Annotated in this window: 29 protein-coding genes; 10 read left to right on the forward strand and 19 right to left on the reverse strand. The window is 60.6% G+C overall.

Annotation, left to right across the window (positions count from 1 at the left end; genetic code table 11):
• Window positions 1-98 precede the first annotated feature (98 nt).
• Window positions 99-476 carry a hypothetical protein gene (locus AABA86_RS29260; RefSeq protein ID WP_338309270.1) on the forward strand — a complete coding sequence of 126 codons (378 nt, stop codon included), beginning with the start codon at window positions 99-101 and terminating at the stop codon, window positions 474-476.
• Between the two features lie 176 nt (window positions 477-652).
• Here AABA86_RS29260 and AABA86_RS29265 read toward each other — a convergent pair whose 3' ends face one another.
• The gene (locus AABA86_RS29265; protein ID WP_338309271.1) at window positions 653-1,042 is read right to left on the reverse strand and encodes a hypothetical protein; all 390 of its coding nucleotides are present in this window, start codon (window positions 1,040-1,042) and stop codon (window positions 653-655) included.
• 284 nt (window positions 1,043-1,326) lie between these two features.
• On the opposite strand from AABA86_RS29265, the gene AABA86_RS29270 reads away from it, so the two are divergent.
• On the forward strand, window positions 1,327-1,890 hold the full coding sequence (locus AABA86_RS29270; protein WP_338309272.1) for a hypothetical protein: 564 nt from the start codon (window positions 1,327-1,329) through the stop codon (window positions 1,888-1,890).
• 128 nt (window positions 1,891-2,018) lie between these two features.
• Complete coding sequence (locus AABA86_RS29275) at window positions 2,019-2,831, forward strand: hypothetical protein (RefSeq protein ID WP_338309273.1); 813 nt, start codon at window positions 2,019-2,021, stop codon at window positions 2,829-2,831.
• Window positions 2,832-2,892: 61 nt separating this feature from the next.
• Here AABA86_RS29275 and AABA86_RS29280 read toward each other — a convergent pair whose 3' ends face one another.
• From AABA86_RS29280 to AABA86_RS29330, 11 genes are all read right to left on the reverse strand, one after another.
• Window positions 2,893-4,584 (reverse strand): carbohydrate-binding protein, encoded by a 1,692-nt coding sequence (locus AABA86_RS29280; protein ID WP_338309274.1) that lies wholly within the window; start codon window positions 4,582-4,584, stop codon window positions 2,893-2,895.
• On the reverse strand, window positions 4,585-4,755 hold the full coding sequence (locus AABA86_RS29285) for a hypothetical protein (protein ID WP_338309275.1): 171 nt from the start codon (window positions 4,753-4,755) through the stop codon (window positions 4,585-4,587). It lies immediately after the preceding gene.
• Window positions 4,752-5,438 (reverse strand): hypothetical protein, encoded by a 687-nt coding sequence (locus AABA86_RS29290; RefSeq protein WP_338309276.1) that lies wholly within the window; start codon window positions 5,436-5,438, stop codon window positions 4,752-4,754. The genes AABA86_RS29285 and AABA86_RS29290 overlap by 4 nt, the downstream gene beginning before the upstream one ends.
• On the reverse strand, window positions 5,371-5,688 hold the full coding sequence (locus AABA86_RS29295; RefSeq protein ID WP_338309277.1) for a cold shock domain-containing protein: 318 nt from the start codon (window positions 5,686-5,688) through the stop codon (window positions 5,371-5,373). The genes AABA86_RS29290 and AABA86_RS29295 overlap by 68 nt, the downstream gene beginning before the upstream one ends.
• A complete protein-coding gene (locus tag AABA86_RS29300; protein ID WP_338309278.1) occupies window positions 5,685-6,470 on the reverse strand; it encodes a hypothetical protein in 786 nt (261 codons plus the stop codon). The genes AABA86_RS29295 and AABA86_RS29300 overlap by 4 nt, the downstream gene beginning before the upstream one ends.
• Complete coding sequence (locus tag AABA86_RS29305; protein WP_338309279.1) at window positions 6,467-6,796, reverse strand: hypothetical protein; 330 nt, start codon at window positions 6,794-6,796, stop codon at window positions 6,467-6,469. The genes AABA86_RS29300 and AABA86_RS29305 overlap by 4 nt, the downstream gene beginning before the upstream one ends.
• A gap of 1 nt (window position 6,797) precedes the next feature.
• On the reverse strand, window positions 6,798-7,295 hold the full coding sequence (locus AABA86_RS29310; RefSeq protein WP_338309280.1) for a hypothetical protein: 498 nt from the start codon (window positions 7,293-7,295) through the stop codon (window positions 6,798-6,800).
• A 385-nt stretch (window positions 7,296-7,680) separates the two neighbouring features.
• On the reverse strand, window positions 7,681-8,217 hold the full coding sequence (locus AABA86_RS29315; protein WP_338309281.1) for a hypothetical protein: 537 nt from the start codon (window positions 8,215-8,217) through the stop codon (window positions 7,681-7,683).
• A 763-nt stretch (window positions 8,218-8,980) separates the two neighbouring features.
• Window positions 8,981-9,907: a hypothetical protein gene (locus tag AABA86_RS29320; protein ID WP_338309282.1), complete on the reverse strand. Its 927-nt coding sequence runs from the start codon at window positions 9,905-9,907 to the stop codon at window positions 8,981-8,983.
• Complete coding sequence (locus AABA86_RS29325) at window positions 9,907-10,134, reverse strand: hypothetical protein (RefSeq protein WP_338309283.1); 228 nt, start codon at window positions 10,132-10,134, stop codon at window positions 9,907-9,909. Before AABA86_RS29325 ends, AABA86_RS29320 begins: the two co-directional genes overlap by 1 nt.
• A gap of 205 nt (window positions 10,135-10,339) precedes the next feature.
• Window positions 10,340-10,981 (reverse strand): DUF3102 domain-containing protein, encoded by a 642-nt coding sequence (locus AABA86_RS29330; protein WP_338309284.1) that lies wholly within the window; start codon window positions 10,979-10,981, stop codon window positions 10,340-10,342.
• 326 nt (window positions 10,982-11,307) lie between these two features.
• Here AABA86_RS29330 and AABA86_RS29335 point away from each other — a divergent pair, with 326 nt between their 5' ends.
• The gene (locus AABA86_RS29335; protein ID WP_246549975.1) at window positions 11,308-11,535 is read left to right on the forward strand and encodes a hypothetical protein; all 228 of its coding nucleotides are present in this window, start codon (window positions 11,308-11,310) and stop codon (window positions 11,533-11,535) included.
• Between the two features lie 33 nt (window positions 11,536-11,568).
• Here AABA86_RS29335 and AABA86_RS29340 read toward each other — a convergent pair whose 3' ends face one another.
• Complete coding sequence (locus AABA86_RS29340) at window positions 11,569-12,855, reverse strand: hypothetical protein (protein ID WP_338309285.1); 1,287 nt, start codon at window positions 12,853-12,855, stop codon at window positions 11,569-11,571.
• 119 nt (window positions 12,856-12,974) lie between these two features.
• Here AABA86_RS29340 and AABA86_RS29345 point away from each other — a divergent pair, with 119 nt between their 5' ends.
• Entirely contained in the window at window positions 12,975-13,202 is a 228-nt protein-coding gene (locus tag AABA86_RS29345; RefSeq protein WP_018323146.1) for a DUF2171 domain-containing protein, read from the forward strand.
• Window positions 13,203-13,351: 149 nt separating this feature from the next.
• Here the strand turns inward: AABA86_RS29345 and AABA86_RS29350 are convergent, their stop codons facing one another.
• Together AABA86_RS29350 and AABA86_RS29355 are read right to left on the reverse strand one after the other, a co-directional pair.
• Window positions 13,352-13,570: a hypothetical protein gene (locus tag AABA86_RS29350; protein ID WP_028144729.1), complete on the reverse strand. Its 219-nt coding sequence runs from the start codon at window positions 13,568-13,570 to the stop codon at window positions 13,352-13,354.
• 311 nt (window positions 13,571-13,881) lie between these two features.
• Entirely contained in the window at window positions 13,882-14,031 is a 150-nt protein-coding gene (locus tag AABA86_RS29355; protein WP_212244182.1) for a hypothetical protein, read from the reverse strand.
• A gap of 263 nt (window positions 14,032-14,294) precedes the next feature.
• On the opposite strand from AABA86_RS29355, the gene AABA86_RS29360 reads away from it, so the two are divergent.
• The gene (locus AABA86_RS29360; protein ID WP_212244184.1) at window positions 14,295-14,453 is read left to right on the forward strand and encodes a hypothetical protein; all 159 of its coding nucleotides are present in this window, start codon (window positions 14,295-14,297) and stop codon (window positions 14,451-14,453) included.
• Between the two features lie 354 nt (window positions 14,454-14,807).
• On the opposite strand, the gene AABA86_RS29365 is transcribed toward AABA86_RS29360, so the two are convergent.
• The 3 genes from AABA86_RS29365 to AABA86_RS29375 form a co-directional block, all read right to left on the reverse strand.
• Window positions 14,808-15,581, reverse strand: coding sequence for a hypothetical protein (locus AABA86_RS29365; RefSeq protein ID WP_212244186.1), 774 nt, complete (start codon window positions 15,579-15,581; stop codon window positions 14,808-14,810).
• A 187-nt stretch (window positions 15,582-15,768) separates the two neighbouring features.
• Window positions 15,769-16,035 carry a DUF2273 domain-containing protein gene (locus AABA86_RS29370; protein ID WP_212244187.1) on the reverse strand — a complete coding sequence of 89 codons (267 nt, stop codon included), beginning with the start codon at window positions 16,033-16,035 and terminating at the stop codon, window positions 15,769-15,771.
• An 87-nt stretch (window positions 16,036-16,122) separates the two neighbouring features.
• Complete coding sequence (locus AABA86_RS29375; RefSeq protein ID WP_212244188.1) at window positions 16,123-16,359, reverse strand: hypothetical protein; 237 nt, start codon at window positions 16,357-16,359, stop codon at window positions 16,123-16,125.
• Between the two features lie 266 nt (window positions 16,360-16,625).
• Here AABA86_RS29375 and AABA86_RS29380 point away from each other — a divergent pair, with 266 nt between their 5' ends.
• On the forward strand, window positions 16,626-16,973 hold the full coding sequence (locus AABA86_RS29380; protein ID WP_212244190.1) for a DUF6481 family protein: 348 nt from the start codon (window positions 16,626-16,628) through the stop codon (window positions 16,971-16,973).
• Between the two features lie 110 nt (window positions 16,974-17,083).
• Here AABA86_RS29380 and AABA86_RS29385 read toward each other — a convergent pair whose 3' ends face one another.
• Window positions 17,084-17,329, reverse strand: a complete 246-nt coding sequence (locus AABA86_RS29385; protein ID WP_018323138.1) for a pentapeptide MXKDX repeat protein — start codon at window positions 17,327-17,329, stop codon at window positions 17,084-17,086.
• Window positions 17,330-17,662: 333 nt separating this feature from the next.
• On the opposite strand from AABA86_RS29385, the gene AABA86_RS29390 reads away from it, so the two are divergent.
• From AABA86_RS29390 to AABA86_RS29400, 3 genes are read left to right on the forward strand one after another with little or no spacing between them, the layout of a single operon-like run.
• Window positions 17,663-18,685, forward strand: a complete 1,023-nt coding sequence (locus tag AABA86_RS29390) for a TRAP transporter substrate-binding protein (RefSeq protein WP_212244191.1) — start codon at window positions 17,663-17,665, stop codon at window positions 18,683-18,685.
• Window positions 18,682-19,236 (forward strand): TRAP transporter small permease, encoded by a 555-nt coding sequence (locus AABA86_RS29395; RefSeq protein ID WP_212244192.1) that lies wholly within the window; start codon window positions 18,682-18,684, stop codon window positions 19,234-19,236. Before AABA86_RS29390 ends, AABA86_RS29395 begins: the two co-directional genes overlap by 4 nt.
• Window positions 19,233-20,591 (forward strand): TRAP transporter large permease, encoded by a 1,359-nt coding sequence (locus tag AABA86_RS29400; protein ID WP_212244193.1) that lies wholly within the window; start codon window positions 19,233-19,235, stop codon window positions 20,589-20,591. Before AABA86_RS29395 ends, AABA86_RS29400 begins: the two co-directional genes overlap by 4 nt.
• The last annotated feature ends 14 nt before the right edge of the window (window positions 20,592-20,605 follow it).

The following is a 20,605-nucleotide window of genomic DNA, read 5'->3' on the forward strand; positions in this document are numbered from 1 at the left end:
TACGGCTTGCGCTCTCGCCCCGGTTGCGGTTGAATATCACTTTCGGTCTGGGGGGACCAATAATGCGTTATTGCGGAGTCGTGGCGGTTTGCGCCACCATGCTGCTTCCTGGTTGCTCTTCAACTCCGGCCGATCTCGAAGCCAAAGCGGCACCGATCGTCCAGACGTATTCCGAAAACTACCAAGAAATTTATCGGAGAGTTTCAACGACCGCGAAGCGCTGCTTCGCCGGCAACGTCGGTGCGTACGCGTCCTTTGCGGTCGACTCGGAATTGTATTCAGAACTCGGCTATGGAGAGCTTACACTTTCTTTGATCAACATGGGAACGCGCAACTACTACGTTTCAGCCCGTGTCGATAAACAGCCGACCGGCTCAAAGCTAACGGTTCGTTCAGGCAACACCATGGCCAGCGAGAAATACAAGACGCTGATACTTGGTTGGGCCGGCGGCGATCAGAATTGTCCGGTGATTTGATCGAAGAGGCGTTCAACGGCGTGACACCTTCAGCGTCGGCAACAATCATGCAAAAGAAAAAGTTCAAGTCGTCAATTGTTTGGCCGAAGGGGCTGAGCGATGAAGACCAAATCCTTCTCGGGATCGGACACTTGGTCGCATCACTATCTAGCTGCGAGTATTTTTTCTACGTCGTCCTACGATGCCTCGCGGGGCAGGAAGGCAAACGCCATCACGAAGTTCTGTGGCTTTCTCAGATCAGCACTCGGGCTCGCATCCAATTGGTTCTTCGCGTAGCGAAGATAAATCGGCTTTCGCCGAAGGCGTTCGCTGAGGTTGAACACTGCGCCAAACTGATGTTTGGCCTTAGCAGATTGCGCAATTTTTACTGCCACGCGCGATATTTGAACGAAGAGGATGGCAGGGCTCGGTTTGAAGGGTATGAGCTTAGCTACGACTACGCTGACGAAAGCATGGATCTCGTGAGAGTAAAGCGGAGGGCCGTCAATGGGCGCTCTGCGGTGGAACTGATTGCAGCCATAAATCGCGCCGAGCGAATGTACTACAAGATGCTTGAGGTCGCTCATTTAGTCCAGCAAGAGACGGGTGCCTTTTATGCAGACCTCCCGCCGCTTCCAGAATAAGGGTGCGGTATTGCAGCAACATGGGACAGGCAAAGCAGCGAACACAGTCAATTCTGAGCTTGAGCAGCGTTTGCATTTTTTGCGCAGGGCGCGCCCCTGCTACGACCGTCGACCACCAACCGGCAAGAGCCCTGTTCGATAGGAGGGAGTGGCCGGACGGATATGCTTTTCCCGCCTGCGAACCGTGCAACCGGTCGTCTAAAGACGCTGAGCACAAGCTCGCGTTGTTGGTCCGGATCGATGCCGAGCGTCTGGACGATCCTATTCGCCGACGAGAACTCCAGAAGTACTTGACCGGCATGCGAAACAATTTTCAGGGGCTGCTAAAGCCGTTCACCGCAAATGAAAAAAGGAAATTCTTAAAGTCGGAGGGTATCCATCGGCCGCCCGGCGCGGCTCTGGTCGACATGCACGTCGCGGGCATCGAGGCCAAAGCAGCCGAAGAGCTCTTTAGCACTACGATGACCAAGCTCCTGAAAGCGCTTCATTGGAAGCACACCGGTAACATCGTTCGAAATGACGATGGCGTCAAAGCTGACTGGTACACAAACGCCTATTTTGACGTCTTCCGGAGCAGCGACGAAGCGCAATTCTATATGGGGCTGCCGGCACGCCCGCCGATCGTCCGCAATCGGCGCGACCTATCCGATCAGTTCGCATATCGGTATGGCAAGGACGACGGAGGTGAACTCTCTGCCTATTTGCTCATTTTCCGCAGATCGCTCATTGTAACCGGCATCGTTGTCCAATCGGATGAGCTTTTGGAGGAGGTTTCGGCGCATAGATGCTGAACGAGCATTACAGGAAGGTGCGAAAAACGGCGACTAAAAATCACTCCTCTTAAGCGCTTCACTTGATGGCCAGTTGCTACCTGCCCGAGACGCAGCTCCCCGCTAAACAGAGACCGACGATTTCTGACATGCCCAAGAAGCCATGTGAAACCAAAGATGTTCCTTTCGCACTGATCGCGCTAATCGCGATCGCAGTCTGGATATTCATTGCGCTACCGCTTATCCATCTCCCCGAAGGCGGATTTGCAAGCCGGTTACACGAATGGCAAACCCTCGTTGGCGCTACAGTTGCTCTGGTCGCCGCCGGCCTGGCCTATTTCAACACGACCCGCTCGCTTGCCCATTCTCAGAGAGTTGAAGAAGATCGGCGCGCAAGGAAACACGCTGCCCTTCGAGCAACGCTGCCTCTCGCTCTAGCAGACATCAATCACTATGCCGGAGGCATCGTCACGACACTGTTGGATATCATCGAAAAATGCGATGGGGAGTCCCTGCCGAAGGGGTCGGCGACCGACCATTTGCTCCGCGAACCTCCAACAAAAAGCATCGATGCGCTGGCCCAATTTATCGAGTTTAGCGAACCCGGGACGGCGAGGGTACTCGAAGCCACAGTGGCTCGAATTCAAATCAATGACTCTAGATTAAGGTCTCTCGTAACAGAGAATACGACCTCAAGATCCAGTGTGGTCACGCGCCACCAACTAGAGAGCTACGTGGTAGATTGCGCGATCATCTACGCTGGGGCCGCCTCGTTCTTCAGCTATGCTAGGCGAGCACTCGACGAGGCGCCCGCCGAACTGGCGTGGGATAGCGTTGCTCGCGCACTTCGGAACATGGGCGTCTATGATGAGGCACATCCGCGGATATTCGAGGACCTGAATCGGCGTCGACAACTTTATGAAACGGCGGCAGAACTGAGGCCGCCTCGACCATTTGCCTAGACATTTGGGCTTCCTTTAGCAGCGACGCTCTAACGTTTGATCGTCGCGCCCTTCGCTTGCATTAGCCGACTACAGCGGTATGGGTGACCCCGTAAGAGCAGCTGGCCGTTCCACCGCCCAGAGCACGCAAGCCGAAGTCCGAATAGTGATATCCCTCTGAGCTTGCGCTTACGTTGTAGGTCGCGGAAACGGGACAACGGAACGACGTGCCGCCTGGGTTGACGTCGGCCTGCCCGCCGACAGTGACGCCGTCCAGCATGTTCATCAGGCCAACGGCGCCGTTGTTCACGGAATTGGTGATAATGCCGTAGGTGATCAGTTGCAGCAGCTCACCGGCCCAGCAAAGATACTCAACCTTCGAGACCGTTTTTTCGACATAAGAACCAGTTGAGGTCTCTGTCGACGCCCCATCGAGCGCGCCGGCCAATGAGCGTCGGTCACGGTTGAACCATGAGACAACAAAACGCTGCGTAGCGCTATCGGCCCAAGCCGGCCCCGTGATAACCCTCGCCATGCCGACAAGCGAGCGCGTGTTGTCACCGCTCTTGATCTCCGTTCCCTTGTTGCCGGCCGTCGTCGATGTTGCGTGCGCCGTAGTCGATGTTTCGAGCGTCATCGTGCCCGAATTCATATAGGCGTAAATGTAATACAACGTGCCCGGAGTCAGGCTCGTGGCCGCAAGCGAAACACCAGCGTCGGGTACAGCGTATGTGGCGCCTGCGATCGTGAGCAGGTTTCCGTTGAATGGCTGCAAGACTAGGTTTGAACCCGACTTAACCAGTTTGCATTGCCCGTAGGTCTGAGGAACACCGAGATTGGTGCGGGCTGTAGCCGCGCTAGCAAGGTCCGAAAGATTATTCGTGCTCGTGAGATCGCCCGCGCCGGGCTGACCAACGATGTTGAAATTCCAACTCGCCCACGTTCCGCTGTTGTTGACCTTGTCGACGGTGATTGTCAGCGTCGTGCCGCTATAGGTCGCAACGCCTTCCATCCAGTAATTCGACGGGTCTGCGGCGTAACTCGCCCGCACGCGTGCGCCGTTCGTGTAGGCGAGGCCGGCCTGCGTAGTGAATGCCTTTGATCCTGTGCCAAGGGCAAGCGACGTTGTCGAGGTACCGCCGTAACCGGCGCCCGCGGCACCCGTTGCGCCAGTATCTCCCTTGCTCGCCAGCAATTGCCAATAAGTCGCGTTCGGAGGCGTGTGGTTGGTGTGGTCGAGAATGCAAATGTAGCTCGAACCGCTCAGCGTCACGACATCGCCAATCACATAGTCAGTGCTGCCGCTCCACGCGCCGAGCAATCGGAATGCTTTGTAAATGCCGAGATAGGACCAGACGCCCGCAACCCGCTCCCAGGTCTTGCCAGTCGTCGGCTGGAAGGCGAATTGCCCGTCATCTCCGAGCGAGGGGTCGGGGTCGGTCTCATCGATGTCCACGAACACGAAAAAGCCCGACGTGTTGAACGCAGCGACCAGTTCATTGACGGTCGCCATCGCCTCGGCGCCAGCAAAGCGCTGCGGCGAGACCTGCCAAATCGTATAGGCGACACCGCTTTGATTGCCGCCTCCCCACGGCGGAATGACCAGGTGCGTCGCATCAGTCACATCCGAAATGATCGACTGAAAATTGCCGATCTGAAGAATATCGCCGGGCTTGACGTTGCCGCCCGACCAGATAGTTCCGGAGCCGGTGACGGTGGTTCCGCCTGCGGAGACGGAGGCAGTGCCGGTGGAGTAGCTGTTGAGCGCGGTCATTCAAAGATCTCCGTCCGACGTCACGAAATATCCGAAATAGAGCTTCCGCTTTTCCTCATCTGCCATGCATTCAGCAACGATAGCTTTGAGCCTCGCGGCGGCTTCGCGGATGGAAACAGGCGGCTTCTCGGTAAGAGCGGGCGGCCCATGCGGCGGATCGATTTGCATCATAATGCCCGTTCCTTCTGAGCCATCTCGACCGATGAAACGGCAATGCCTGGCAAATCGCCGTCAGTCCTATCTGGCCAGCGCTGCAGAACCCTGATCCGGATCCCATCCGCATCGACTTGCGTGTGCTGAGCGAAGCCGCCGACCAGCCCGCTAATGGTCTCGGTGCTGAATGCGCCCGGAATCGTCCGACTAACCTTCGCGTCACGCTGCTTTTCGAGTAGTCGCAGCCCATCATCTGGAAAATGCATCCGCGAAGACTCGTCGACGCTCGGCCTGACGTAGCGATTAACGTCCGATCCTTTGTAAATCTCATGTTCAAAATAGCACTGGGTCACATGGATGGACGGCCCAGCGCTGTCGGACCAGCCCGCTAGGATGACGTCGCATCGACCGGTCAGGGTGAGACCGACCGTCTTGGCCCGCGCGCCGCAGGTCTTGAGCAGATCTGGGAATGCCTGCGCTAGCGAATGAAGATCCGCAAATGGTGCAGTTTCCATGAGAAGTGCCGATAACAGTGTCGGCACCGTCGACAGGCCGGTGACGGCGAACACCGAGTTCATCTCAGGGATCGTCTGCACCTTCGTGCCCGTGCCACAACGTTTGCCGGAGAAGGCGTCATGCCACGCACCATCGGAGAAGATATGGACTGAATTTGAGTCCTTGAAGGCGGAGATCGCGGTCATTGGTCTTCTCCACCGTCGCTCTCATCCCGTTCATCAACCTTCGCGACCTCCGCTTCGTCGATGAAGGTGCTAGTGATGCTGGCGGTTGCGAGAATAGCCGTTGCGGCTGCAGTAAAGATTGGCATTTTACAGCTTCCTTGAGACCCAGCTTGCAATGCTTGATGTGCACGAAGACGTCACCTTGTCCGTCGTCCCGTGTGATAAAGCCAAAGCCGGCTTCATCGTTGAATTGCTTCACAACGCCAATCATGTGATCACCTTGCGGGCGTAAGGAACGGGCGACCGAGAGCTTACGCTGCTCGGCCGCGCCGCCCTGCTTGCAGTGGCCTGTCGCGGCCGGCAAACCCCGTTATAGATTTCGAACTTCGCGTCGGGATTCGCTCCCTCCCGACAGATCGAAATCTCTTTCAAATCCCAGCAGTCCCAAAATCGACGACCATCGATTACTCCCTGAGATCGGCCATTTCTTGATCCGACGGAGAGACAACGCATTTCCCCGCTGAGGATTTTCGACCATGCGTAGTCGCTCGCCTCGTTTTCAAAGACCATTCCTATCACGTAGATCTGATCTGCGCGCTTGCGTGCAAACACGAACTGCCCAATCGCGGCGTCACCACAGTGCGCACACCACATCGGCACTGGAAGCTTAATGTTCGCTCCCCTCGAAAGGAGCACCTGCGTGAATTCCTTCCTCTCTCCGTCTACTTCCCTGTAGTGGATTGAAGGAGTCGGTGTCGAAGCAATTCCGTGGATCATTCGCGGTCCGGACACCATCAGGCCGGTCGCATCCTTCATCCAAATGGATTCAGAGTCAGACGTCATCATGCCGCCAAAGCGGCAAGCAGCAGCTCGCTTCCGTTGTTCCTCACGTGCCCGTTCGATCTCTTCAGTCATGATTGGCAGCATCACGCCAAGAGATCTGAGTTCGGCAACCTCCCGGAAATCCAGGCAGCTAACAGCGCGCGACAGTTCGTTGTAGCGAACCTTGGCCGCCAGAAGACTCGTCTGAAGCTCGCTGACAGACTTCGTCATGGACGAGCCACCATCTTAAGCGCCAGTTGCTCAGCCAGCCACTTGGCACTATCGCCGCGGCCCTCCAACCAAGCTCTGGCTACCTTGATTGCATCGAGGTCAACCCACGAAAACTTGCGGGGCGTCGCGGCCTCAATCGGCGCACCCCGCGACTTGAGTTCTAGATATTGGTCACGATAAAATCGGGCGCCGTTGAAATCACCCTTGACCAGGGACATTCCAATCCTGATCTCGACGCCCCAGACGTCGTTATTCGTCGGCAGAACGGTGACCGTCCCGGCTTTCTGACGTCGGTTCTTTGTGCCATCTAGCCGGACGACGACCATATCATTCACCCCTAATATCGAGTTGCCGAATGATCTCTTCGAGGTGCGGAAAAGACGTCGGCAAGATTGTCGCAGCCGCGCCGGCTTCTTGTCGGGCGACGCTGACAGCATTGAAGTCGATTAACGCCTGGTACAGGCAGTCCCGCGCCGCGGTGAGCTGTAGCCTTGTCGTCTTGCGCAACGGCTCCATGGCCTGGACAACGACTGGCTGGATTTCTGCGATCTGCCGGCGGACATCTCCAGCGGTGCGCGTGAGCGCGGCGATTTGCCGATCCAGATCCTCGACCTTGCTCGCAGCCGCCTGTCGAAACTCGGGAGTTCTCACCTTCAGATTTGATGAAAACTGGGTGTCGGACAATTCGCGCTGAACACCACGCTCGTGGCTCACGAGCGCGATCTGCTCTTCGATGCGCCTTAGATCGCCCTTCAGCTTCAGAAAGGCGGGCGGCTTTGCCTGCGCGATAGCTTTTTCAAGCGGGAGAAAGGTTGCTGTCGACATGTTTACGATCCCGAACCGTGTGATGTTGGTCGGACCGTAGCAAACTAAACTCGTCGGGCGCGCGTTACGGTTTCACTCGCTCGAACGATGCGATCGCTCTGCTCATCGCTTCACCGACTTTACGAGGGTTGTTTTCGTCCCAAGCGCCGAGCCCGCCGTACCGGGATGCGAAGTCGACGAATTGGTAGTAATCCGACACTGGAATTAGAGCCGGCTTCGCGGATGGGTCGGCTGTGCGCGCCTTCTTGCGAATGCGGTGCGCAATCATCTTGCAGCCATCGCAGCAGTACATGGCTCTCTCGGGTCGTTTTGGCCAGAAGCCCGCTCCGCAATTCAAACAGTTGCTCGGAGGGGCCGGGAATGGCGCACGCTGAATTCGAGCCATCTAGTTTGCCTTTCCGCCTTTGTATTGCAGATCTTCGCCCCATTCGGAGCCCTCGCCAGCTCGGTCTGCAGCAAGATCCGCCTCGCGCTTTTTCCCAACCTGGGCAGTCAAAGCCGTTAGCGCAGTCGCCAGGTTCTTCGCGGCCTGAGCTCGTGTGGAGAGCGAAACGGCCTTCTCGACGGCTTTCGCCCTAATGGCATCAGACGCATTAGCGAGATCGAGGATATCCGGTACCGCCTCACTCTCGCGCATGAGCTCATCCATAAGCGCGGCGATCAAATGGCGCCCTTTGCGAACCAAGGCCAATGGGTCGTCGGTGGCGGCCTCCAAAATTAACGGATGGAGCTTCGCTATCGGCCGCGGATCGATGAGCACATGTGCGCGCCTGTGCACTGCGCGGGACCATTTCTCGGCTCTGGCGCGGCGGCGAATGCCGGACGGTGATCCGCCGGCTTGACGTGCAATAGCCCGGAGAGATCGGCCGGACTCGAATAGTTGCTTAGCTAGTGTCCAGTCGATTGCGGTCTGTTTGGTCATGGAAAGTGCACACTGAATTTTGCTGAGGGGTTATTTTCTGCGAATGAGGTGCGCGCCGGTCTTTGCCGGCGCCGGTCGGGGGGAGTTACGAAGGCCCCCCCGGTCTGAGCTCGGCGAGGTAGGTCGTCGCGAACTGGTTGCGAGACAAATTGAGGGCGCGACAGATTGTGTCGATGTCGGATCCAAGAGCGAGCATGGCGGTGATGAACTGGATTGCGCGTGCGCCCCTGACCGCAGAGGCGAGAGCGGCTGCTCGCGCGTCGCCGCACGCTGCGCATCGCGGACGCCTTGCATCGCCGGGCTTTCTGCCGGCGCCGGGACGGGCGCCGCCGTGTCCACGTTTGATTTGTTTGAATTCGGCCTCTGAATTGACGCTCAATTGACCCGCCTATGAACAATTCAAGATGTGTATGTTTTCAGGTACTTGTCGGGCTTCCATCTACCTCTGACCCCATGGGGTCGTTCTGATTTCTGATCCCAGTGCAAACGCATGGTGCGCGCCGGTTTGGGATCAAGGTCGCTTCCACATCGGGGATACCCCCCGGGTGCTGCGTCAGTGTCTGGACGAGCAAGCGCGCTGCTTGTCGTGATATCGAACGATGGTGCATGTCGGCTTGTGATCGAAGCTCTGCGAATGCCTCGCGAGATATCGTCATTGACACCCGAACAGTTTGGGCGGAGCAACCGACTCTGCTGCCTTGCCGTCGCGAAGTGAGGTAAGTAACCCTATCTGCTGCAGATGTTGGTTGTGAAAGCGCGCGGCTCATGCTGCCGCCCTCGCCAAACCATACTCTTCGAGCAAATGCCGAGGCGCGCGGCAGTTAGGAGAGCTTGGATCAGGCCCGAACTCGGTGACGTAGATAGTCCACCTGCCCGTCTTTACGAGCGTAGACAGCACAGCGCGCCAAGCCGTTTCGCTGGGCCCTTCAGGCCGACCCTCAGGTGTTGGTTTCGCGTGGTAGCGTCGGGAACGGAAGTCATCACCGATCCACAGCCTGGCCGTGGCCTGCCAATCAAGGCTGGTAGTGCCCTTGGCGCGGTGATGGTCTCGGAAGCGGGAGAGCGATGCTGTCACCGCGTCTGTGCTGCCAAGCTGTTCGAGCGCCCAGTTGTAGTTCTGATCGTCGAGAGTGAACTCCTCCGGAATCAGCGTCGCGCGCGCGCGCTCACTCCCCTTCAGGGGAGTATTATTTATATTTATTTCTTCTTCTCTTTGCGTCGATTTTGGATCAAGGGGTGCGTCGATCGGTGAGTCAGATTGCGCGTCAATCTGCGCGTCTTCGCTGGACTTTTCTGTCTTTGCCTCTTTTTGAAATGCGTCGTAATTTCTGATGGTTATGATCGTTCCGTTCGGGGTGGGATGAGCGTCAATCAACGCGTCGTTTTGAGCGTTGCTAGGTGCGTCGTTCTGCGCGTCGTTTGCGCGTCGACCAGAGAGCCTGTCGATGAAGCGCCGAACACGGGGTTCTGGCCACCGCCAGCGCTCCGCCAGGTAGCGGCTGGAGGCGAGCAGCTGGCCTCGCTCCAGCTCAACGAAGCCTCGACGAAGGCGCAACCTGCGGGGCTTCCATGCAGCATCACCAGCCATGCTTAGAAAAGCCTGCAGTTCGGTATAGGGCTCGCTGGCGAATGCCGGATGGCCACCGAGAAGCGCCCTAGGCACCGCGATATAGCCACGGGATAGGTCCATCAGCGCACCTCCAGCCCGAGGAATGCGGCAAGGACGGCAACGGCGGCATCTGCGTGAGCCCGTTCAACGAACCGCTGGGGAGATAGCCAGCGACCGCCAACACCGCCGGCAGCAGTGTAGGCGGCCCCGTAGGTCTCGCTTCCGTCGGCAGGGTCGCGGAAGCTAACGACCGAAACCCGGCCGCCAGCGGCCCGGGCTGCGATCTGATGCGCGAACAGGTTCGTCATCTCCGCACCTCGCCCAAAATCGGGATGCCGCCGTAGTTGCGCGCGTGCTGCAAGGCCTCTCGCCGCGACATGCAGCGCCGGAAAACCATCGGGCGATAACGTTCGTCTCGGTACCGGATTACGAACTTGTAGCCGTCGACCTCCTCGGGACAGACCTCAAGAAATGGCGGCTTTGCGGATGGGAACGCGACTACGTTGCTGCCGGTCACGACCGCACCGCCTCTCCGACAAGGAAGCCTTCAGTTTGCCTGTCGATTTCGCGCTCAAGGTCGGCTCGCGACTTCTGCGACGATTCTCGCTTGAATTGCTCCCATTCTGAAAGAAAGCGCGGACCGACCTTGGCTGCGCGATATCCCTGTAACTGTCGCCACCGATCGCCCTTACCGCTAAGCCAGTCCGCTAGCGGGTAGGTTTTTTTAGCTTGGAGCAACCACTCGACATGATGATCAGCGTGATCCGGCCGGACGAAGCGGCCTATGAATAGCCGAAAGGCCAACCACTCATGAACTTCGGCATCACTTGCCCCATGGAAGGGATCGTACTCCGGGTCGCGATAGACGCTGACGGTTTTCGCCGCTGCTTGTAGCCCCAAATCCGCAACCATTTCGGATTTGAGCCCGAGGCGAACGATCTTCATGTAGAGCTGAGCTGTGCGTTCCGATACGCCGGCATGAGCCTTGAGCCAGGGCAGCCACTCACCATGCTTCAGGAGCGCCTTCGCTTCTAGGAGCGCCGTGCCCGCCGCAATGGCGTGGGAGGCGGCGACCTTAGCTGCCTCTCGCACGCCGGCATGCGCGCGCCGGATGTCGTTAGCCAGGACAGGCAGACGATTGCTCGGCTCGCTCATGGCCGCACCGCCTTCCGCGCCAGCGCTGCGGCGAAGGCAGCCGACATGGCCGTGGGTGCCCCCTCTGGCTTCCCGTTTGCCAGCGTCCCAAATACCGCTTTAGGTTCAATAGAGAGCGTTAACCCAATTTGCCAATCTAAGTCATTGCGATCGTTCGCAATGTCACTTCTGCTGGGATCGCCAGTCTCATTTCTAAATCCACCGCCCTTCACGAACGCGTGGGTAACCATACGCCGGCCTTTGAACGGTGCCGAACAGCCCTATCTAAGCGCGGGGCGAATTGCGCCCGGTTAAGGACTTCGATGCTTCCAGCCGAATGGACGAGAATGGCCATCGCATCTGCGGTGGCAATCGTCGCGATGTCGTATTTGGCCATTGACGCGGGCGTGGTGAACACCAGTGTGGTCACGAGGCCCATCAAGATGGCTCAAGCATCGATCATTGGCGGCGCTATGGGCCAGCGTCACCTTTCCTTCGCCGTTCAGGAGTGGGCGCGTCCCAGCCGCGACAACAACGAAAAGCCGCCCCTGGAGCATTGCCTGGCGATCGACTGATCGAGGCGCTTTCTTCCGCGCAAGCGACCATATTCATCCTCCGCCACCTGTCGACTGACGAACCTGCCACCAGCGCGCAATGGCCGCGGTGAGATCGTCCCACACCTGCGTCGGCAAATCCGAGACCGCCACCCGCACGCTGTACTGGTCCGTGGCGGCGTCGTGAAACCACTCGGTCGCGGCGAAGTCGAAACCGAAGCTGCCGGCATGGCGAATCGGGAGGCCCCCGGCGCGCAGTTCGTTGCTCATGTCCTCGGCGGCCTGCCGCGCGCCCGCCTCGTCGAGAGGGCGCCTGCCCCGCAAGGTGACATAGAGACCATGGGCGAAATGGAGTTCGGCAGAGAGTGCCGGGAGCTTCGCAGCAAAATAGCGAGCCATGCTCCGGCCGTTGCGCAAGATCGCCGCGACACGCCGCTTCGTGAGGGCCCAGTAGACCGCGCTGCCCACGAAGGGCGGAAAGTGCGCCGGCAACGCCGCGCCGCCGAGCAATCGCACCGCGTTGCGCGTTTCAGCCGAAAGACGTGTCCATTCAGGCCGCCCTGCCCGCCGCCGGTCATCATTCCCCTGCACGAAAACCGCCGAGCCGAGGCGGCCGTATTCCGCCCCGAGCGAATCGAGCTTGTTGTGGCTTCGCACCAGCACCAGCGGAATTCCGTATCGCCGGGCCCAGCTCAGGACACGCCGGATCCGGCCCGAGCTGCCCGCGAAGCATGTCGTATCGAAAATCACGAGATCGAGACCCGAGCCGTCACTTCGGATCGCCGCCTCGAAAGCGCCGGCGAGACAGCAGGAATCCAATAAGAGGATTCGCGGTGAATTCGCCGAAGCAAAATTATCGCCGAACGGCGGCTTCAAAGCCACGAGCCGCAGATGAGGAATAAGGCCCCGGATCAGCTCCAGCGTCTCGCCATAGGAGCCGGGAAGCACCAGCAAATCAGCCTTCTCGACGATTTGCGCGGAGGCCAGCAGGACGGCGGAGATCGCAGCCATGCCCGAGGCAGTATAGATCGCCGCGCTCATGCAGCCGCATTCGAACTCATAGAAGGAAGGACCGCGCACCGTAAGATCGGCCCGCTGGTAATCGTAACTGAACTTGAAGGGCCCGCTGACGGGATCGGCGCTGTGCGACCAGGCTGTTTCCGTTGCCTTCCACTCGTGCAGCTCGTGCTCTGCCCTGAGCGCCGCAGTGATCTGGAATTTGGACCTGACGACCTCGTCGACCGATCGCGGACGCGTCAGATCGAGCCGATGGCTCAGGCAGTCATTCAACAGCCCGAGTTCCCTGTGCTTCCGTTCGAGATAGGCTTCAATGGTCTCCATTGCGCGTCTTGGCAAATCCGATCGGACGTCAAACGCGCGGACAGCACGTTGGGTCCTATCTGCGTCCGCCTGCAACGAAGGTCGATGTTCGCTGTTGAGACCAGGCAAAGGAGGACAACATGTCTGAGATCAGAGAGCACATGAAAATCATCGGCAAGGACGGCGCACATGTCGGCACCGTCGACCGCGTCGAGGGCAACCGCATCAAGCTGACGCGCAAGGACAGCCCGGAAGGTCACAAGGACCACCATCACTACATCGACACGAAATATGTCGGTGCCGTCGAAGGCGATGTCGTCAAGCTTTCAATGAATGCCGACGCCGTACCGAAGACGGAAGCCGCCTGAACATTGAGCCCCTTCGGGGGCTTTTTGTTTGTTCACGATCCGACTCCGCTTCGTTCCAAAAAGCACGAATCGTAATCGTAAAGTCGGCGCCGCGCATTTCTTAACGTCGCGTTTCGTCGGATCGATCACGTAGCCATTCACGGATCCATTCAGGTATCCATGGGCACGAGCGTCGGCCGCAGCAGGTAGGCGTCGATCGCAGCGTTCGACAGCAGCAGCCTGCGCCGCTCTCCTCGCAGCATCAACCTGTCGATCCTGTTCAGGATGAAGCGGGCGGAGTCCTCGTGCTCGCCTGTGAGCAAGCCGGATCGGTCGAGATATTTCCAGGCAATGTCGAAGGACTGTGCGCGTAACTCGGGGTCGGTCATGGACGGCCAACGTCCGCGGGGAACGGAGGTTCCTGTTTGAGCGCGAGCGAGGCGGGTCGCCTTGCGCAATGCCAGGCGTATCGAACACGGCACAACAAAATGAGCAGCGGCATGGAACGAGATCACGACCGGCACGTTGGATGGCTTGAAATCAAGTGGTGCCGACCTGCCAGCCCCGGTCGGCTTTGAAGGGCCCCGTGCTTGTCCCCCGAGCACGGGGCTTTCTCATGCAGATCAGCTGGCCGGCCGAGTTCGGTCCGTCATCGTCTGACGCGAAATTCGTCTGACGCGAAATTTCCCTGCGAATGCCCTCAGTCCGCCCGCTCGTCGCGCTGGTCGCGGGCCAGCTCGTGCCAGGCCAGCGCCAACTGGATCAGCCGTTGCCGGTCGGCGCCTTCCGATGCCGCGGCCCGCTTCATCGCGGCCTCCGCTTCGTGCTGTGGGTCGTACTTGGTACACATGAGACCGACTCTAGCCGGCCATCTGGACAAGCACATGGCAATTTCGTCCGTATGATTGCGGGGTAACGTCCGCGTCTCCCGGACTGATACAAACGCCCCGGCGCGATTGCCTCACTGCATGCATGCGCTGATTGCGAAGCCATTTGGCTGGGCTTCATCCAGGCGATCTGTGAATTGTGTCACAGTCTGCGACCTGCATCTCGGTTAAACCTTGTGTCGACGCTCCCAGCAGCACGCAGAGGGGATCGATGGTAATTCCCGTCATGACACAAGACGCAGCAGCTCCGGCCAACGTCCCGACGCAACGACAAAGGACCGACCTGCTCGGTATCGCCTATCTCGGGACCATCGGCATCGTGATGCTGGCCTGGATCGCCGGCTTGGTGTGGGGCGCGATTGCGTTCTTCAACTGGCTGGTGTGACGCAGGCAATCCGTCGCGTTGGCGAGCAAGGCTCGTCGCCGCGATCGTGCGCTAGAACAGGCAGTGCAACATCTGCCCCAGCTTGATCCCGCCGCAAACGATCATGGCCCAAAGCGCCAAGCTGATCTGGATTGCATCCAGCATGTCCCACGTCCCCGCGAATCGCTTTCCCAACGTTTTTTCTTTTGAGAATCGCGTGAAGCGGCACCGGGAGCCAGTGCTATTTTGAGGCAGTTGTTGTGCGCCGCCGAACGCCGCGCCGAGATGCGCATCGAGACGTTCGGTTGACACCACCAGAATAAAAAGAGGCGGGCCTTTCGCCCGCCTCTTTCAGGTCAGGATGCGATCAGTGCCTTAGCGGCACGCCCGCGGATCGGTCGCCACGTACTGCCCGTCCGGATAGCGGTAGTAGCAATTGCCCTGCGCCCAGTAGTAGCCGGGCTGGGATGCGGCGGTGGCGCCAGCGATGGCTCCGGTCGCGCCGCCGAGAACCGCGCCCGCGGCAGCCCCCGTTGCGTTGCCCGAGATCAGTCCGCCCAGCACGCCGCCGACGATGGCGCCGCCAAGCGCGCTCGCGCCGGGATCAGCCGGCGGCGGCGGAGGTGGCGGTGCATAGGCGACCGGAGGCGGCGGCGGGGCATAGGCCACCGGCACGTCGTCGTAATATTCCTCGGAGATGTAGCCGGGCGGGCCGGCCATCCGCTGCGGATAATAATACCAGACGCCGCCAACGTCCCACCACCAGCCGGAGCGGCCGTTGTGGACTTCGTGGCGCCAGCGCCCGCCATCCCAGGAGCGATTGCCGCGATAGGCCTGTCCGCCCCAGTCGCGCGTCGGAGCGGGACCGCGGGCGACATAACGTCCCGGCGGCGGGCCGCCGGCGCCGTGCGGACCGGGACCCGCATGGGGCTGGCCACCGGGCCGCGGCGCGGGCCGGGCCGCCTGCTGCGGCGGCGGGCCCCTGCGCATGTTCTGACTGTCCGGAGGTGGTGCGCCCGCGCCCGGGCGGGCCGGAGGCTGGCCGGCGTCCCTCGACGGCCTGGCGTCCTGGGCCTGCGCCGAAAGCGCGAGCAACGACATGGCCGAAACCAAGGAAAAGATGATCTTCATGCGGCTGGACGCACTCATGCGTGCTTGACCCCCTACTTTTCGATTGCTCTCGCAATTGCCGTGGTGCCTGGCGCGATAGACGATTCGGATCGCGCTCGGCTTGATGCCGGCTGACATAGCTGACCTGCTTTGGTCGGCCATGTCGCGTTACAAATGATTAAGATCACGGCAATTTTTCGGCTCGACGGGCCGCACTGGAGCGCTTCTAGCGGGCCGGCTCGATCACGTTGCAATTGCTCCGCCCGGACATCAGGCAGTCCTGCATTTTGCTGGCGGCGGTGAGGTCCCGCGCGAGCCACCAGCCGACACCGAGGATCAGGACCGCGATAATCAAGCCGGCGATCGCGCCGCGGCGGTTATCACCAGATTGAGGCTTCGGCTGGGATTTCGGCTTCGCGCCCGGTTCGGGCCTGGACTCGAGTTTGGACTTGAGCTTGGACTCCAGCTCGGACTCGGGCTTGGAAGTGGACATGGCTACCTACCGCGCGGGCGAGCCGGCTTATCACCTCTGCGACGTCCCGTCACATCCTGATCAGCCTGTTCAGCCCTGCTCGTCAGGTTAGCCTCGGGTCGCCCGGATCGCATCCTTGCGGGAGGTTTCGACCGCCGGGATCGCCTGCTGGAGCCGCGGTGCACAGGTCGTGAGCACGAACGCGGTCTGGGTGCATTCCCAGTCGGCCCCCAGAACGGCGCTCTCGATGGGCTGCGGACGAGCGAGCAGCAGCGCCGCGCCAGCCGCGGCTACCAGGGCCAAGGCGATTACGAGCGCCTTCTGGCGGAAGCGGAAGATCGTCATGCCCGTGCTCCGTCTCGTATCGGGGCGGACGCTAGGCGTCGCCCCTCGTGCTCCCTTATGAGGGACATCACAATTCGGCAGTTTTTCCGGGCTACGAGATCGTCGGGGCGGCGATTTTTCGTCTACCTGATCGGCTGCGATTATGGGTGGCTTCGCGACGCGCGCCGATGTACACGCTTCTGCGTCGCGTGGCGCCCGCTATGCCCAGCCGACGTACCAACACGCAGTGATGTAGGGCTGAAAGTGAGGAAGACAAGGTTCGTTCGATGAGTGGATTTAGGGAACCAGGCTTCTCCGACCGACAAAAGGCGGCACAGGAAGCACGCAAAAATCTTTTGAACAAATTCAAGTCGCAGCCGGGTCATGACGATCCGGCGGTCGCGGCACGACGCGCCGAGCGCGAAGCACTCGCGGCCAAGCGCGCCGAGACAAAGGCAGCGCGCGAGGCCGAAAAGGCCGAGCAGAAGCGTATCGCGGAGGAAGCCGCAGCCGCGGAGGCAGCCCGGATGGCCCGCGAGGCGGAGGAAGCGGTCGCCAAGCAGGCTGAAATGGAGGCCGAGCAGAAGGCCAAGCGTGACGCCCGCTACGCCGCCCGCAAGGCCAAGCGCAAGTAGCATTCACGGTCGCGTTCAACTGAATTTGAACTAACCCGTTCCGGGGCGGTCCACGTGACCGCCCCTGGATTTTCGACGCGGGTCTGCCTGCTGGAGACGACAGTCGAAGATCAGTTCTTCTTCATCATCCCGTCGTCCTTCTTCATCCCGTCCTTCGACATGTGATCCTTCTTCATGCCGTCGTCCTTGGACATGGTGTCCTTCTTCATCATGCCGTCCTTGGACATCGTGTCCTTTTTCATCATGCCGTCATCCTTGCCCATCTTGTCCTGAGCAAAGGCCGCCGGCGCGAGCGCGAGGCCAAGCGAGAGAGCGGCAGCGGAGACGCCGAGCACGATACGGGTGCGAATGGTCATGGATCATCTTCCCTTTGAGATGGTGTTTGTCAGCGACGGACGCCGCTATTCAATCTCGACGGATGCACGCCGCGCATTGTTACCCCGCCGCCGATAAAATTTTTGACGAGCCTGCTGCGATCCGCCGCTCGAAGGAGGCCAGGGCCTGCGGCGGGAATTGGATGTGTGCAGCGCAGCACGGCCACCCCCTTGCCGCGGCATTCGGTCTCGAACTATCAGATGAGAGAACATCGGGTGAAAGACCGGCTAGGATGGGCCTACGTGCCGGTCATATGACCCGCCCAAATCACGCCAACAAGAACCGTTCGAAGAAACGTTCAAGAGGATTACGCCATGCTCACGCGCCGCCATCTGCTCGCGACCGCGGTCGCCGCACCCGCCATTCTCCGCTTCGGCACCGGTACCGCGCAGGCCGCGACCACGCTGAAGATCTCGCACCAATTCCCGGGCGGCACCATCGACAAAGGTGACTTCCGGGACCGGCTCTGCCGCATGTTCGCTGCCGAAGTCAGTAAGCGCAGCAATGGCGACATTGCCGCTGAGATCTATCCGAACTCCTCGCTGATCAAGACCAACGCGCAGTTCTCCGCGATGCGCAAAGGCGCGCTCGACATCAGCCTCTATCCGATGCCTTACGCCGGCGGCGAATTGCCGGAGACCAATATCGGCCTGATGCCTGGCCTCGTCACCACCTACGACCAGGGCATGCGCTGGAAGAAGGAGCCGGTCGGCAAGGCGCTCTCCGACTTCCTCGCCGACAAGGGCATCATCCTGCTCACCTGGGTGTGGCAGGCCGGCGGCCTCGCCAGCCGCTCCAAGCCTATCGTCGCGCCTGAAGACGCCAAAGGCATGAAGGTGCGCGGCGGCTCGCGCGAGATGGACATGGTGCTCCAGACCGCCGGCGCCTCGGTGCTGTCGGTGCCTTCGAACGAAATCTACGCGGCGATGCAGACCGGCGCCTGCGACGCCGCTCTCACCTCCTCCACCAGCCTGATCTCGTTCCGGCTCGAAGAGGTCGCGAAGTCGCTGACCTCGGGCGCGGGCGCTTCCTACTGGTTCATGCTCGAGCCCTTGATGATGTCGAAGGCGATCTTCGACAAGCTGCCGAAGAACCAGCAGGACGTGCTGCTCGCAGTTGGCGCCGAGCTCGAGGCCTTCGGCCGCAAGGGCGCGCAGGACGACGACGTCGAGGTCGCAAAGGTCTACGAGAAGGCCGGCGCCAAGGTCTCGGTGCTGGATGCCGCGACCGTCGGCAAGTGGCGTGACATCGCCCGCGACACCGCCTGGAAGGACTACAGCGCCAAGACCGCGACTGCGGCGAACCTGCTCAAGCTCGCCACCGATGTCGCCGCATGAGCCACGGTCCGCTTCCGGATCGTGACGATCACACCATCGCTGCCGCAAGGACAGGCCTTGCGGCGGCGATCGATCGCGGTCTTGCCATCCTCAACAACATCATCGTCGTGTTCGCCGCGATCGCGCTGGTCGCGGCCTGCGCCATCCTGAGTTACAGCGTGCTCAGCCGCGCCCTGTTCAAGGCCGCCAATTACTGGCAGGACGAGGCCGCCGTGTTCCTGCTGGTCGGCGCCACCTTCATGACCGCAGCCTATGTGCAGCAGAACCGCGGGCATATCGGCATCGAGGCCTTTGTCGGCCTGCTCTCGCCGCTCGCGAACAAGATCCGGCTCTGGCTGGTCGATGCCGCGACGTTTCTGTTCTGCGCGTTCTTCACATGGAAGTCCTGGACACTGGCCCATGAGGCCTATGTCGACGGCCAGGTCTCGAACTCGATGTGGTCGCCGCCGCTCGCCATTCCCTATTCGCTGATGGCGTTCGGCATGAGCCTGCTCTGCATCCAGATTCTCGTGCAGCTTGCGCTGCCCTTCACCGGAGCCAAGCGTTCATGAGCGTCTTCGGTATCGGCCTCGCCTACGGTATTGCGACCCTGCTGGTGATGTTCTCAGGGATGCCCATTGCGTTCGCGCTCGGCGCGGTCGCGGTCGTGTTCATGGGCATCTACATGCCGGCGGCGTCCCTCGATACGGTGACGCAAAACGTCTACGAGGAAATGGCCTCGATCACGCTGTTGTCGATCCCGCTCTTCATCCTGAAGGGCGCGGCGATCGGCAAGTCGCGCGCCGGCCAGGATCTCTATTCGGCGCTGCATGCCTGGCTGCATCGCGTGCCCGGCGGGCTCGGCGTCGCCAACGTCTTCGCCTGCGCGCTGTTCGCGGCGATGGCGGGCTCCTCGCCTGCGACCTGCTCGGCGATCGGCTCGGCCGGCATCCCCGAGATGCGCAAGCGCGGCTATTCCGGCGGCTTCGCCGCAGGCATCATCGCTGCCGGCGGCACGCTCGGCATCCTGCTGCCGCCCTCGATCACCATGATCCTGTTCGCGGTCGCAGCCGAAAAATCGCTCGGACGGCTCTTCCTCGCCGGCATCGGCCCCGGCCTGCTCCTGGTCACCCTGTTCGGCGCCTATGCCGTGATCCGCTTCCGCCGGGAATATGCCGCGGCCGAAGCGATCTACAAGAACGGCGGCCCGGAGGCCGCCATCCTCGCCCGCGACGAATACACGCTCGCCGAACGTTTCAGCGTGCTGCCGCGCGTGATCCCGTTCGTGCTGCTGCTGACCGGCGTCATGATCGCGCTCTATGGCGGCTACGCCACGCCGTCGGAGACCGCCGGCCTCGGCGGCCTGCTGGCACTGGCGCTGATCGCGGCGATCTACAGCGTGTGGCGGCCGAGCGACCTCGCCCCGATCATGAAGTCGACGATCCGGGAATCGACCATGCTGATGATGATCATCGGCATGTCGCTGCTCTATTCCTACGTGATGAGCTATCTGCACATCTCGCAATCGGTCGCCGAATCCATCGTCGCGATGCACCTGCCGCGCTGGGAGCTGCTGTTCGCGATCCTCGTCATGGTCGTCGTGCTCGGCTTCTTCCTGCCGCCGGTGTCGATCATCCTCATGACCGCGCCGATCATCCTGCCGCCGCTGCGCGCCGCCAATTTCGACATCATCTGGTTCGGCGTGGTCATGACCATCGTGATGGAGATGGGGCTGATCCATCCGCCCGTCGGCCTCAACATCTTCGTCATCCGCAACGTCGCGCCGGATATCCCCTTGCGCGAGGTGATCTGGGGCACGCTGCCGTTCGTGCTGCTGATGATGCTCGCTGTGTTGCTGCTCTGCTTCTTCCCGGGGATCTCGACCGGGCTGCCGGATCTGGTGATGGGGCCTGACGGGAGCAGGTAACGGCACCTGAAAGC

Origin of the sequence: Bradyrhizobium sp. TM233, from assembly GCF_036247965.1 — a bacterium.
Taxonomy (GTDB): Bacteria; Pseudomonadota; Alphaproteobacteria; order Rhizobiales; family Xanthobacteraceae; genus Bradyrhizobium; species Bradyrhizobium ottawaense.

Excerpts from the sequence above, each read along its gene's own strand:
- AABA86_RS29340 (WP_338309285.1), bottom strand. The coding sequence starts at position 12,855 with ATGGAGACCATTGAAGCCTATCTCGAACGGAAGCACAGGGAACTCGGG.
- AABA86_RS29285 (WP_338309275.1), bottom strand. The coding sequence starts at position 4,755 with ATGATGCAAATCGATCCGCCGCATGGGCCGCCCGCTCTTACCGAGAAG.
- AABA86_RS29280 (WP_338309274.1), bottom strand. The coding sequence starts at position 4,584 with ATGACCGCGCTCAACAGCTACTCCACCGGCACTGCCTCCGTCTCCGCA.
- AABA86_RS29295 (WP_338309277.1), bottom strand. The coding sequence starts at position 5,688 with ATGATTGGCGTTGTGAAGCAATTCAACGATGAAGCCGGCTTTGGCTTT.
- AABA86_RS29400 (WP_212244193.1), top strand. The coding sequence starts at position 19,233 with ATGAGCGTCTTCGGTATCGGCCTCGCCTACGGTATTGCGACCCTGCTG.
- AABA86_RS29325 (WP_338309283.1), bottom strand. The coding sequence starts at position 10,134 with ATGACGAACCTGTTCGCGCATCAGATCGCAGCCCGGGCCGCTGGCGGC.
- AABA86_RS29380 (WP_212244190.1), top strand. The coding sequence starts at position 16,626 with ATGAGTGGATTTAGGGAACCAGGCTTCTCCGACCGACAAAAGGCGGCA.
- AABA86_RS29350 (WP_028144729.1), bottom strand. The coding sequence starts at position 13,570 with ATGACCGACCCCGAGTTACGCGCACAGTCCTTCGACATTGCCTGGAAA.
- AABA86_RS29310 (WP_338309280.1), bottom strand. The coding sequence starts at position 7,295 with ATGTCGACAGCAACCTTTCTCCCGCTTGAAAAAGCTATCGCGCAGGCA.
- AABA86_RS29375 (WP_212244188.1), bottom strand. The coding sequence starts at position 16,359 with ATGACGATCTTCCGCTTCCGCCAGAAGGCGCTCGTAATCGCCTTGGCC.
- AABA86_RS29290 (WP_338309276.1), bottom strand. The coding sequence starts at position 5,438 with ATGACCGCGATCTCCGCCTTCAAGGACTCAAATTCAGTCCATATCTTC.
- AABA86_RS29360 (WP_212244184.1), top strand. The coding sequence starts at position 14,295 with ATGACACAAGACGCAGCAGCTCCGGCCAACGTCCCGACGCAACGACAA.
- AABA86_RS29370 (WP_212244187.1), bottom strand. The coding sequence starts at position 16,035 with ATGTCCACTTCCAAGCCCGAGTCCGAGCTGGAGTCCAAGCTCAAGTCC.
- AABA86_RS29305 (WP_338309279.1), bottom strand. The coding sequence starts at position 6,796 with ATGGTCGTCGTCCGGCTAGATGGCACAAAGAACCGACGTCAGAAAGCC.
- AABA86_RS29320 (WP_338309282.1), bottom strand. The coding sequence starts at position 9,907 with ATGGACCTATCCCGTGGCTATATCGCGGTGCCTAGGGCGCTTCTCGGT.
- AABA86_RS29345 (WP_018323146.1), top strand. The coding sequence starts at position 12,975 with ATGTCTGAGATCAGAGAGCACATGAAAATCATCGGCAAGGACGGCGCA.
- AABA86_RS29315 (WP_338309281.1), bottom strand. The coding sequence starts at position 8,217 with ATGACCAAACAGACCGCAATCGACTGGACACTAGCTAAGCAACTATTC.
- AABA86_RS29355 (WP_212244182.1), bottom strand. The coding sequence starts at position 14,031 with ATGTGTACCAAGTACGACCCACAGCACGAAGCGGAGGCCGCGATGAAG.
- AABA86_RS29365 (WP_212244186.1), bottom strand. The coding sequence starts at position 15,581 with ATGAGTGCGTCCAGCCGCATGAAGATCATCTTTTCCTTGGTTTCGGCC.
- AABA86_RS29260 (WP_338309270.1), top strand. The coding sequence starts at position 99 with ATGCTGCTTCCTGGTTGCTCTTCAACTCCGGCCGATCTCGAAGCCAAA.
- AABA86_RS29390 (WP_212244191.1), top strand. The coding sequence starts at position 17,663 with ATGCTCACGCGCCGCCATCTGCTCGCGACCGCGGTCGCCGCACCCGCC.
- AABA86_RS29265 (WP_338309271.1), bottom strand. The coding sequence starts at position 1,042 with ATGAGCGACCTCAAGCATCTTGTAGTACATTCGCTCGGCGCGATTTAT.
- AABA86_RS29395 (WP_212244192.1), top strand. The coding sequence starts at position 18,682 with ATGAGCCACGGTCCGCTTCCGGATCGTGACGATCACACCATCGCTGCC.
- AABA86_RS29275 (WP_338309273.1), top strand. The coding sequence starts at position 2,019 with ATGCCCAAGAAGCCATGTGAAACCAAAGATGTTCCTTTCGCACTGATC.
- AABA86_RS29335 (WP_246549975.1), top strand. The coding sequence starts at position 11,308 with ATGGCCATCGCATCTGCGGTGGCAATCGTCGCGATGTCGTATTTGGCC.
- AABA86_RS29300 (WP_338309278.1), bottom strand. The coding sequence starts at position 6,470 with ATGACGAAGTCTGTCAGCGAGCTTCAGACGAGTCTTCTGGCGGCCAAG.
- AABA86_RS29330 (WP_338309284.1), bottom strand. The coding sequence starts at position 10,981 with ATGAGCGAGCCGAGCAATCGTCTGCCTGTCCTGGCTAACGACATCCGG.
- AABA86_RS29385 (WP_018323138.1), bottom strand. The coding sequence starts at position 17,329 with ATGACCATTCGCACCCGTATCGTGCTCGGCGTCTCCGCTGCCGCTCTC.